The following is an 11,170-nucleotide window of genomic DNA, read 5'->3' on the forward strand; positions in this document are numbered from 1 at the left end:
CTTTCAAAAGGCTCGATGTCGTACGGGCGCCTTGTTGCTCGTGTGGAAGTTGTGCAAGGGTTGAATCGCCCGAACGGGGGATAACGGCCGGGATTTTCAAGGTAGTTGGACTCTGTACCGGCCGGGTGCCGGTGAATTCCGGCTGCCCGCGGGCGTTCCGGAGGCACATGTCTACGCACCACCCACCAGAGGAATCCTTTCAGTGCCCACCCCCCACCCACCTCGTCCCCCCTATCCACCGTCCGGCGAAGGCCCGTGGGAATCGGACGAGTTCCTCGCCGGCCCGCTGCGCGCCGGCTCCGACGCGGAGGCCTCCCGGTCCGCCGCCCTCCTGATGGCCCGGCACTGGCGGTCGGGCCGGGACTACGCGGTCGTCTGCCTGGCCGCGCCGGGAACCGTCGCCCACATGGTCACCGCGACCGCCTTCCACCGGGTCCTCGGCAGGCTCGCCCTCGGTGAACCCGCCGAGGCGCTGCGGCCCCGGCTGCTCGTGGCGGTCCGGGACACGGTCCTCGACTGGTCCGCCACGGACCGGATCACCGCCGTACTGCCCGGACTCGGAAAACCGGCCGGGGGCCGCGGCATGCGCGCCGCGAAGACCCTGATACCGGAGAACCGCGCTCTGTCCGACCGCGCCTTCCACGCACTTCCCCGGCCCGAACAGACCCTGCTGTGGCACACCGAGGTCGAGGCGGAGCCGCTCGGCGTCCCCGCCCAATTGCTCGGCATCGACACCGTGAGCGCCGGGGCCGCCCTGGAACAGGCCCGCGAGAAATTCCGGGAGGGCCTGGTACGCGCCCACCGGGAACTCGCACTCGGAAAGGACTGCCGTTACTACAACCGCCTGCTCGACGTTCCGATCCGCCGCGGCGGCAGCCTGCTGCCCGACGTGCAGGAGCACCTGACCGCCTGCTCCTACTGCCGGCACGCCGCCGAACAACTCGGTCATGCCGACGCCGCCCTGGGCGTACTGCTCGCCGAGGCCGTACTCGGCTGGGGCGCCCGCCGCTACCTCGACTCGCGCCCCGGCCGCCGCCGGCCGGCCCCCGCCCGCGGCTGCCCTCGGCGATCCGGCGGCGCGCGGCGCGGCGGACCACGGCGCGGCGGCTCGCGGCGCGCCGACGGGAGATCCCGCCTGTTCGCCCGGCTCCTGTCGCTGCCGTCCGCGCGCCGCGCGTCCGGCGCCGTCCGGTCCTCCAGGGCGCTGCTCTTCGGGGTGGTCGGGGTGGCCTCGGCCGGACTGCTGGCCACCGTCCTCGCGATCTGCCTGTGGCCGGACGGCGGTTCCGGCACCGGCCCGGCCGCCGCGACCGGTGCCGTCGCCGGCCCCCAGTCCCCGCCCGCCTCCGCCACCGCGCCCGGCACCGCGGGCCTGCCCGCCGCGGGCCGGCCCGTGCGGCTGCGCAACGCCGGCACCGGCCGGTGCCTGGAGATCGACGCCAGGCCCGCGGCCGGTGCCGGGGTTATCCTGGCCGTCTGCTCCGCCGCGCCGACCCAGCAGTGGACGTACGACGCCGACGGCCTCCTGCGCCACACGGCCGACCCGGGGCTGTGCCTGGACTCGCACGCCGACGCCGGCGTGGTGATCCTCGGAACCTGCGCCGGGGCCGGGTCCGCACGGGGCGGCGACGTGCGCTACGACCTCACCGGGCGGGGCGAGTTGCTGCCCCGCTGGGACCGGACCCTCGCGCTCGCCGCCGGTGACGGGTCCGGCGGCGATCTGGTGGTCAAGGTCCGGGACCGCTCGGCCGGACAGCGCTGGTCGGCCGACCCGCCCACGACCGGCCCCGGTTCGCTGTCGATCGCCGGCCCGGACGGCCCGTCCACGCGGCCGGGGGACCGGCCCGGGAAGGCCATGTGACGCGCCGCCGGATCCGGGACGGGGCCATCCGGCCCCGTCCCGGCGGGCTCAGGCGGGACCCCGCACGAGGCCGGCCGTCGTGCCGGGCTCCCGCACGAGGTCGGCCGCCGTGACCGTCCCCGGCCCGGTGTGCCCCGACAGCGCCAGGGTCAGGTCAAGCTCCGCCAGCAGGCACCGGATGACGTGCTCGACGCCCGCCTGCCCGTCCAGGCCGAGCCCGTAGACGTACGGCCGCCCCAGCAGCACCGCCCGCGCACCGAGGGCCAGGGCCTTGAACACGTCGTCGCCGCTACGCACCCCGCTGTCGAACAGCACCGCCAGCCGGTCGCCGACCGCGTCCGCGACCCCGGGGAGCGCGTCGGCCGCCGCGACCGAGCCGGCCACCTGGCGGCCGCCGTGGTTGGAGACCACCACCCCGTCCATGCCGGCGTCCGCGGCGAGCCGGGCGTCGTCCGGGTGCAGGACGCCCTTGAGGACGATCGGCCCCTCCCAGTGCTCCCGCAGGAACGCCAGGTCCGGCCAGCTGTGGCCCGGGTCCCCGAACAGACCGAGGAAGTGCAGCACCGCCGCGTTCGGGTCCTCGTGCACGGGCTTGGCGAGCCCCGCCCGGAACGCCGGATCGGTGAAGTAGTTCGCGGTGCCCACCCCGTGCAGGAACGGCAGGTACGCCTGGTCCAGATCACGCGGCCGCCACGCCAGCAGGGGGGTGTCCAGCGTGACGACCAGCACGCGGAACCCGGCCGCCCGCGCCCGGGCGAGGAAACTGCGGGTCACCTCACGGTCCTTGCCCCAGTACAGCTGGAACCACCGCTCGGCGTCCCCCATCGCCTCGGCCACCTGCTCCATCGGCGTGCTGGACGCCGACGACAGGACGAAGGGCACGCCCTGCGCCGCGGCGGCCCGGGCGGCCGCGGACTCCGCGTCCGGATGCATGATCGACAGCACCCCGACGGGCGCCAGGGCCAGCGGCGCCGGCAGCGCCCGGCCCAGCACCTCGACCGAGAGGTCCCGCTGCGCCACGTCCCGGAGCATGCGCGGCACGATCCGGTGCCGGGCGAGGGCCGCCCGGTTGGCCAGGGCGGTGCTGCCGTCGCCCGCGCTGCCCGCCACGTAGCCCACCGGGCCGGGACCCAGCCGGTGCTCGGCCAGCTCCTCCAGCCGGGTCAGGTCGGTCGGGAGCCGGGGCACGGCACCCGACATCCCGTTCAGATAGATCTCGTACTGGAAGTCGGCCCAGTGCTTGGCCATGTGCCCCTCCCGCTCCTTCGCGCCGCCCCTGTGCGAGCCGACGATACCCGTGGGCGGACCCGCGACGGCCGTCCCGGTCCCTGCGGTCCGTCAGCCGGCGCGGGCCTCCGCGCGCAGCGGGGCGCCGGGGCCGGTGATCGGTGGCACCGGTGCGTCGACCGTACGGGCCAGCCGCGCCCCCTCGGGCCCGTACGCCGCCCGGGGCTCGGGGAACAGCCGCAGCAGGGCCAGGAACAGGACGGCGGCCACCGCGAGCGACAGCGGAAGACTGATGTCGATGCCGTTCGCCAGGTCTCCCAGCGGGCCGACGAACTGGCCCGGGATGTTCGTGAACAGCACGCCGGTCACCGCGGCCACCCACCAGGCCGTCATACCGCGCCAGTTCCAGCCGTGCGTGAACCAGTAACGGCCCCCGCGCTGACGGCGGTTGAAGACCTGCAGCGCATCGGGGTCGTACCAGCCGCGCCGGGTGTGGAAGCCCAGCATCATGACGACCATCCACGGCGTGGTGCAGGTGATGATCATCGTGGCGAACGTCGAGATCGACCGCACCAGGTCCAGGCCGAACCGGCCGATGAAGATGAAGGCGATGGACACCGAGCCGACCAGCAGCGTCGCCCGGACGCGGGACAGCCGGGGGAACACCGAGGAGAAGTCCAGACCGGTGCCGTACAGGGCGGTCGTGCCCGTCGACATGCCGCCGATCAGGGCGAGCAGACACACCGGCAGGAAGAACCAGCCCGGCGAGATGGCCAGCAGCCCGCCCACGAAGTCGGGCGTGGCCGGGTCGACGTACCGGGGCGCCTTCGTCGCGATGATGCTCGCGGTCGCCAGGCCGAAGACGAACGGCAGCAGCGTGGCGATCTGCGAGAGGAACGCGGCACCGGCCACCTTGCGCCGTGACGTGCCCGCCGGGATGTAGCGCGACCAGTCGCCGAGGAACGCGCCGAACGACACCGGGTTGGACAGCACGATCAGGGCCGCACCGATGAACGACGGCCAGAAGAGCGAACGGGTCGAGGCGTCCGCCGAGGCCGTGAAGACGCCGGGGTACGACGGGTCGAAGTCACCGGCGAAGGCGACCGCGCCGAGCAGGAACAGCACGGTGGCCGAGACCACGGCGATCTTGTTGACGAAGAGCATGAACCGGAAGCCGTACACGCACACGGCGAGAACCAGCCCGGCGAACAGGGCGTAGGCGACGACGTACGACGGCGTGCCGGTCCCCAGCCCGAACAGCCGGTGCGCGCCCCCGACCAGGGCGTCGCCCGAACTCCACACGGAGATGGAGAAGAACGCCACGGCCGTCAGCAGCGACAGGAACGAGCCGACCACCCGGCCGTGCACGCCCAGGTGCGCCGACGACGAGACCGCGTTGTTGGTGCCGTTGACGGGACCGAACAGCGCCATCGGGCACAGGATCAGCGCGCCCGCGACGACACCGAGCACGGTGGCCGCGAGCCCCTGCCGGAAGGACAGCCCGAACAGGATCGGGAACGCCCCCAGGACGCAGGTCGAGAAGGTGTTGGCGCCGCCGAAGGCGACCCGGAACAGGTCCAGCGGGGTCGCGGTGCGGTCGGCGTCGGGGATGCGCTCGACTCCGTAGGGCTCGACGTCGGTGAGGGACGGCGGCGTGGGGGAGTCGGGGGACTGAGGGGTCAACTGTGGCTCCGGCGAGGACGCGGCGGTGGAGCGCTTGGTGGCGCGGTGTCTGCGGACGGCCGGCGGTGCCGCGGGGGTGTGCGGCGGGGACGGGGCCGTCCGGGCGGGGGTCTGCCGACGATACGGCGGCGGGCGAGCCCCGGGCCAGAGGATGAATCATCCATCTTCGCAGGCGCGGTTGGAGGAATCGGCCCACCGTCCGGCGCAAGAGAGGCCGGCCTCCCGGGCCGCCTCCGCCCGGGCGGCCCCGTGATCTCACGACGGGCGCGTGAACACGAGGCGTCACGGAGGGGTTCGGCGCCGGCGGAGTCGGAATGTTTCAGGCCGATTAACGAAGCGGTGTTTTTGGGCCATCGGACCGCTCGGACCGATCAAGAACCGCTCAGTTGCACGGCCGACGTGCTCGAATTCCGTAACTTCACGCCACTGCTTCAACACGAAAGGTTACCTAAACGTGGGGGGTCGATGTGAGTTTCGCTCGCGGACTCGGCAGAGTGGCGCTCGCCGCTCCCGGTGCCCGACCGGGCCGGAGCCGGCAATCCCGATGTTCGAGCGGAAGGATGCACACAATGCGGAACACCGCGCGCTGGGCAGCGGCCCTCGGCCTCACGGCCGCCGCCGTCTGCGGACCCCTGACCGGGGCCGCCGTCGCCGCACCCGGCGCCGCCCCGTCGTCGCTCTACGCCCCCTCGGCGCTGGTGATGACCACCGGCCACGGCAGCGACGCGGCCACGGCCACCCCTGAGCGCGCCGTCACCCTCACCTGCGCCCCCACGGCTTCCGGCACCCACCCCGCCGCGACCCAGGCCTGCGCCGAACTGCGCGGGGTCGGCGGTGACTTCGACGCCCTGAAGGCCCGGAGCGACGTGTGGTGCACGAAGCTCTACGACCCCGTGGTCGTCACGGTCCAGGGCGTCTGGCAGGGACAGCGCGTCTCCTATGAGCGCACCTTCGGGAACGCCTGCGCGAAGGACGCCGCGACCGGCAGCGTCTTCGCGTTCTAGACCGGGATCGCACGGTCCCGCACGCCGGATCAGGTCCGTAACTGGGGAGTGCGGCCCCTGCAGCGGGAACCTGCGATCTCGCGCCGGGGGCCGACGGGCGGAGTGGGGCCGCCCGCCGGCTTCCGGGCACACAGCCGCTCCCCGGGCCGGCCCGTGGGGGGCCGTCCCCGGGGAGCGGCGAAAAACCACCGGTTTCGACCGGCGTTCAGGCCTTGCGCCGATGACTCGTGTCACACCAGGGATAGCGGCGACTGCGCCGGCATGTGCACAGAGCGACACGGAAACGGTCCGAGGAGACCGTGGTGCCGTCCTCCAGTTCGACCTCCACCGGCCCCTCCACCAGCAGTGGCCCGCGCCGTTGCATGGTGATCCGGCGGGCGCGGTCGTCAGCGGACTCGTTCGGCACGGATGACCACCAGCTCTTCCCTGTCGTCGGACGCCGAGAGCAGTCCGCGCCGGCGCAGCCAGTCCTGACGGGAGCGCAGCACCGGACCGAAGTCGATCCAGCGGCGCCTGATCACGGCGGCCTTCAGCCCGGCCGCACGCAACAGCCCCACGGTGCCATCGGGATCGCTCAGCGCGGAATGCACGATCAGCAGCACGCCCCCGGGCGCCAGCAGCGGGGGCGCGTCCTCGCAGATCCGGTCCAGCAGCAGCCGTCCGTCGTGGCCCGCGTCCCACGCCCGGTGCCGGCCGCGCGGCCCACGGCCCGCTTCGGGCGCCGGGACGTAGGGCGGGTTCGCGAGGATGACGTCGTAGGTCCGCCCCCGGACCGGGCCGAAGAGGTTGCCGCGGTGGATGTGCACCGGGAGCCGGGTGAGCCAGGCGTTCAGCCTCGCCGTCCACACCGCCCGGCGGGAGACGTCCACCGCGGTCACCTCGGCGCCCAGCTGGGCTGCTTCCAGCGCCAGCGCCCCGCTTCCGGTGCCCACGTCCAGCACGCGCGCGCCGGGCGGCGGGGCCTCCTCGCGGAGGACCTCGGCCAGCAGCTGCGTGTCGTCCTGCGGGGCGTACACACCCGGAAGCACCAATGCGATCACGTTGCGCGAGTACCCTCTCTTTCAGGATGTATGGGTCATCTCCTGTGGCAGGGGTGTCCGCAGGGACGACCGCCCGGCCCGCCAGTCGGTGAGCAGCCGCCGGGCCAGCCGGCCCTCCAGGTACTCCGTCGCGTCGATCCCGAAGGCGACGTCCGGCGCCAACTCCGGCTCCTGCTCCAGCAGTCCGCCGATCACCTCGTGGCGGACGATCTGCTCGTGCACCGCGTCCGCCTCGACGTGCTCGTCGTAGAAGAACTCCGCAGCGGGGCCGGCCCCGGTGCGGCGCATCGCCTCGGCGAGCCGCCGGGAACCGGGCGAGGAGGTGATCTCCACCTCGGCGAAGTGGCCCACCAGCGCGCCGCGCAGCTCGCGGTGCAGCCCGAACAGGGACATCAGGTTGACCACGGCCAGCATCTGCGCGCCCGCCGCGTCCAGATAGTGCCCGTACGTGGTGTCCAGCCGCAGGTCCTCCATCAGGTCGGCGAACAGGCGCGCGTGGACGCGTTCGGCCCGGCCGCCGCCGAACTCGTCGAACTCCACCGCCGCCATCGCCGCCTTGGCCCGGCCCGACAGCCGCGGCAGCACCCAGGCGTGCGGGTCGGCCTCCTTCAGGTGGTACAGGGAACGCTGGGCCGCGTACTCGCGCAGATGCCACAGCTCCCCCTCGTCGCGCAGGAAGTGGGTGACGCCCGTGCCCTCGGCGGGTTCCACGAGCAGGGCGCCGAGCGCGTCGTCGAGACTGTCGTGGACCGGCGTGTCGGCGCGCAGCGCGGACAGGAAGCGCTGCTCCAGCGCGCCGCGGACGCGGAGCAGCTCCGGGTCCCACTCGAACTGCGGGCCGGCCTCGGCGAAGCCGCGGTAGTGCAGTTCGTAGCAGACGTACAGGGCGAGGTGCAGATCGTCGCCGTAGGGGTCCGCGTCCTCGGCGTCCACCGGGCGGGGCAAGGGGCCCGCGCCGCGCAGGTACGCGACGACCGCGGCGGACAGGGGACCCCGGGGCGCGGGCAGCCGGGGTTCTCGCACGTGCTCACTCATGGCGCTCGGGTACCCGGAACGCATGAAAGCACCAGTGATCAACCGCACGCCGAAAAGGTCGCCGGAGTCCTCCGGCACCGAGGCGCCGGCCGGGGTCCTCACGTGACCTGTACGGGGTGGCCCGGGCGCTGGCGCGGAGCCCCCCGGGGGCGCCGCCCGGCCGGCCGCCTCAGTCGCCTTCCGCCTGTTCCTGTGCGCCGGTGTTCGGGGTGACGGCGTCACCGGCCTCCCCCGAACCGGACCTGTCCTCGCCGCGCTTCTCGGCCTCCTCGACCTCCCTGAGAACCTCGTCCAGGGCCGTCTCGGCCTGTTCCTCGTGGTCGTTCCCGCCGGGCATGGCGTCTCCTTCCCTCGCTGAACGCGCTCGCTCCGCTCCGGGTTGCCCGCGGGCACCGTCTCAAGCGTCGCGCCGGGGGCGTGCGCCGCCACCGGGCCGCTCCCGGTGCGGTGCCGGGCTGCCGGGGCCTTCCCGCCCGGGAACCGGTGCTGTGGTCCCGCCCGGGAACCGGTGCCGGAGCCGTCCCTGCCCGGGAACCGGTGCTGTGGCCCTCCCCGCCCGGGAACCGGTGCTGGAGCCGTCCCCCCCCCGGGAGCCGGTGAACCGGTTCCGGCAGCCCGACGGGCCGCCGTCACCCTGGTGGCGGCGCTCGCGCCGCACGGCGGAACGGGGACGCCTCGGACGCGCCGAACCCCCGGACGCGCCGGACATCGGCGGGCGGGAGGAGACGGCGAGGGCCCAGGTGAGGACCGCGGACGGCGGCCCGGGGGCGGCCGGGGAGGCCCGGGTGCCCGGTTAGCCGTCGGCGTACCAGGAAAGCGGCGCCCCCGTCGGCCGCATACCGGGCGCGGGACCCGCCCCGCGTGTCCCTGGGCACCGGCAGCGGCAGATGGCCCGGCGCGACCTGGTCCGGCGGCGCCGGCCGGCTTCCATGGTCGCCTCCGGAGCCCCGCCGGGCGACCCGGAGCGCGGGGGCGGATGCTTCGCCGTGCGCGGTGCTTCAGTGTGTGGCGCCCTTGATACACCGCGAGAGTTCGGCCCCGAGGTCCGCGAGCCCGTGCACACCGTCGCAGTGAGGTCGTCACCATGTCCCACGCTCCGTCCCCCCAAGGACCGTCGAAGCGCACCGGGCCGCTCGCGACCGCCGTCCCCGGGGCGGGCCGCGGTCCTCGGTCCGCTCCGGAACGGACGGGCCCGGGCGGCACCGCCCTCGTGACGGGAGCCTCCTCCGGCATCGGCGCGGCCGTGGCCCGCCGGCTGGCCGCGGAGGAGGGCTGGCGGCTCGCGCTGAACGGACGTGACGTCACCCGTCTGGACCAGGTGGCCGCCCGGGCCGGTGCGATCGCCCTGCCCGCCGACCTGACCCGGCCCGGCGCCGAGCGCGAGATCGCCGGCCTCGCCCTCGACCACCTCGGCCGGCTGGACCTGCTGGTGGCCGATGCCGCGGTGGGCTGGGCCGGGGAGTTCACCCGGATGCCGCACGCCCGCATCGACGAGGTCGTCGGCGTGGACCTGCTGGCCACCGTGCACCTGGTACGCGCCGTGCTGCCGCACATGGTCGCCGCCGGAACAGGGCGCATCGTGCTGATCGGGTCCTTCGCCGGCAGCGTGGGCGTGCGCGGCGAGGCCGTGTACTCCGCGGCGAAGGCGGCCCTCGCCGTCTTCGCCGACGCCCTGCGCTACGAACTGCGCGGCACCGGCGTGGGCGTCAGCCACGTCATCCCCGGCGTCGTGGACACCCCGTTCTTCCACCGGCGGGGCACCCCCTACACGCGCTCCTGGCCCCGGCCGGTGCCGCCCGAACGCGTGGCGGACGCCGTCTGGTCGGCCGTCCTGCACGGCCGGGACGAGGTCTACGTCCCCGGGTGGCTGCGCCTGCCCGCCCGGGTGCGCGGCGCCGCCCCCGGGCTCTACCGGCGGCTCGCCGCCCGCTACGGGTGAGCGGCCGTGACCGCCCTGACCGTGCTGCTGGCTCTGCTGGCTGCCCTCTCCAACGCCTCCGCGTCGGTGCTCCAGCGCCGGGCCGCCGTGCAGGAGACCGAAGAGGGCACCGGGGCGAGGTCCGCGCTGCGCCGCCTCGGGCATCTGCTGCGGCGCCCCAACTGGCTGGCCGGCACCGGGCTGCTGGCACTGTCCGGCGCGCTGCAGGGCGGCGCGCTGGCGGTGGGCAGCCTGGCCCTCGTCCAGCCGCTGCTCGCCGCCGAGCTGCTGTTCACCCTGACCGTGGGGAGCGTCGTCTTCCGGCGCCGCCCGGACCGCCGTACCTGGCTGGCGTTCGCCGCCCTCGCCGTCGGTCTCGCCGTGTTCCTGCTGGCTGCCGCGCCGTCCCGCGGCCGGGAGTCCGCACCGCCGGGGGCCTGGCTGCTGGGCGGCGGCGGGGCGTTCGGCGTCGTCGTCGTGCTCGTGGCGATCGCCCGGCCGACGAAGGGCGCACCCAGGGCCGCGCTGCTCGGCCTCGCCTCCGCGGTGTCGTTCGCCACCACCGCGGCCCTGCTCAAGGAGGCCGTCGGGCGCCTCTCGCAGGGGCCCGGGGCGATGTTCGCGCACTGGGCGCTGTACGCCACCGGCGCCGCCGGTCTCGTCGCCTTCCTGCTGCTGCAGGGCGCGCTCGGCGCCGGCTCGCTGACGGCCTCCCAGCCCGCCCTCACCCTGGGCGACGCGCTCACCAGCGTCGTCCTCGGCCGGGTGCTGTTCGCCGAGTCCATCCATCTCGGGCTGCACCTGATACCGGAGGTGGTCGGCGCAGTCCTGATCGGCGGGGGCAGCATCGGCCTGGCGCAGGCGCAATCCGCCGCGGGGGAGTGGGACACGTCCGCACCGGACCAGCCGCGGGACGGGACACCGGACCGGCCGTCGGACCAGCCACGGGATGGGACACCGGACCGGCCGTCGGACCAGCCACGGCACAGGGCACCGGACCGCCTGTCGGACCAGCCGCAGGACGGATCGTCGGACCAGCCGCGGGAGCCTCCGCCTCCGCCGGACAGGCCGTCGAACCAGCCACCGCTGTGGGGGCCTCCGCCGGACGGGCAGCCGGACCGGCCGTCGGACCAGGCACGGGATGGGACACCGGACCAGCCGTGGGAGCCTCCGCCGGACGGGCAGCCGAACCAGCCACCGCCGCGGGAGCCTCCGCCGGACGGGCAGCCGAACCAGCCACCGCCGCAGGAACCTCCGCCGGACAGGCAGCCGGACCAGCCACCGGAGGATCGGCCGGACCATCCGGCGGACCGGCCGTCCGACCACCCGCCGGACGACGGGCCGCCGGACGAGCGGCCGGCCTTCGGGGGGCCGGCGGGCCCCCCCCCCAAACAGCCCGCCG

General features: G+C 74.8%; 9 protein-coding genes and 1 pseudogene. 4 read left to right on the forward strand and 6 right to left on the reverse strand.

What is annotated here, in order from left to right; translation table 11 throughout:
- The first annotated feature begins 202 nt into the window (after window positions 1-202).
- Entirely contained in the window at window positions 203-1,861 is a 1,659-nt protein-coding gene (locus tag ABVB68_RS08420) for an RICIN domain-containing protein (RefSeq protein ID WP_353600250.1), read from the forward strand.
- Window positions 1,862-1,909: 48 nt separating this feature from the next.
- On the opposite strand, the gene ABVB68_RS08425 is transcribed toward ABVB68_RS08420, so the two are convergent.
- Together ABVB68_RS08425 and ABVB68_RS08430 are read right to left on the reverse strand one after the other, a co-directional pair.
- A complete protein-coding gene (locus ABVB68_RS08425) occupies window positions 1,910-3,109 on the reverse strand; it encodes a lactate 2-monooxygenase (RefSeq protein WP_353600251.1) in 1,200 nt (399 codons plus the stop codon).
- A 90-nt stretch (window positions 3,110-3,199) separates the two neighbouring features.
- Window positions 3,200-4,771 (reverse strand): purine-cytosine permease family protein, encoded by a 1,572-nt coding sequence (locus tag ABVB68_RS08430; protein WP_353600252.1) that lies wholly within the window; start codon window positions 4,769-4,771, stop codon window positions 3,200-3,202.
- 569 nt (window positions 4,772-5,340) lie between these two features.
- Here ABVB68_RS08430 and ABVB68_RS08435 point away from each other — a divergent pair.
- Entirely contained in the window at window positions 5,341-5,775 is a 435-nt protein-coding gene (locus ABVB68_RS08435; RefSeq protein WP_353600253.1) for a protease inhibitor, read from the forward strand.
- Between the two features lie 205 nt (window positions 5,776-5,980).
- Here ABVB68_RS08435 and ABVB68_RS08440 read toward each other — a convergent pair whose 3' ends face one another.
- The 4 genes from ABVB68_RS08440 to ABVB68_RS08455 all read right to left on the reverse strand — a co-directional run bounded on the left by ABVB68_RS08440 (window position 5,981) and on the right by ABVB68_RS08455 (window position 8,187).
- On the reverse strand, window positions 5,981-6,139 hold the full coding sequence (locus ABVB68_RS08440) for a CDGSH iron-sulfur domain-containing protein (protein WP_503006041.1): 159 nt from the start codon (window positions 6,137-6,139) through the stop codon (window positions 5,981-5,983).
- A gap of 22 nt (window positions 6,140-6,161) precedes the next feature.
- Window positions 6,162-6,815 (reverse strand): HemK2/MTQ2 family protein methyltransferase, encoded by a 654-nt coding sequence (locus tag ABVB68_RS08445; RefSeq protein WP_353600255.1) that lies wholly within the window; start codon window positions 6,813-6,815, stop codon window positions 6,162-6,164.
- 21 nt (window positions 6,816-6,836) lie between these two features.
- A complete protein-coding gene (locus ABVB68_RS08450; protein ID WP_353600256.1) occupies window positions 6,837-7,850 on the reverse strand; it encodes an iron-containing redox enzyme family protein in 1,014 nt (337 codons plus the stop codon).
- Window positions 7,851-8,019: 169 nt separating this feature from the next.
- Window positions 8,020-8,187, reverse strand: coding sequence for a hypothetical protein (locus tag ABVB68_RS08455; RefSeq protein ID WP_353600257.1), 168 nt, complete (start codon window positions 8,185-8,187; stop codon window positions 8,020-8,022).
- A gap of 747 nt (window positions 8,188-8,934) precedes the next feature.
- Between ABVB68_RS08455 and ABVB68_RS08460 the strand changes: the two genes are divergently transcribed.
- Window positions 8,935-9,789: an SDR family NAD(P)-dependent oxidoreductase gene (locus tag ABVB68_RS08460; protein WP_353600258.1), complete on the forward strand. Its 855-nt coding sequence runs from the start codon at window positions 8,935-8,937 to the stop codon at window positions 9,787-9,789.
- Between the two features lie 6 nt (window positions 9,790-9,795).
- Window positions 9,796-10,713, forward strand: a pseudogene (locus tag ABVB68_RS08465) (DMT family transporter); the annotation flags it as partial.
- Window positions 10,714-11,170 lie beyond the last annotated feature (457 nt).

Source organism: Streptomyces sp. NPDC096012, from assembly GCF_040426375.1.
In the GTDB taxonomy this organism is placed as follows: domain Bacteria; phylum Actinomycetota; class Actinomycetes; order Streptomycetales; family Streptomycetaceae; genus Streptomyces.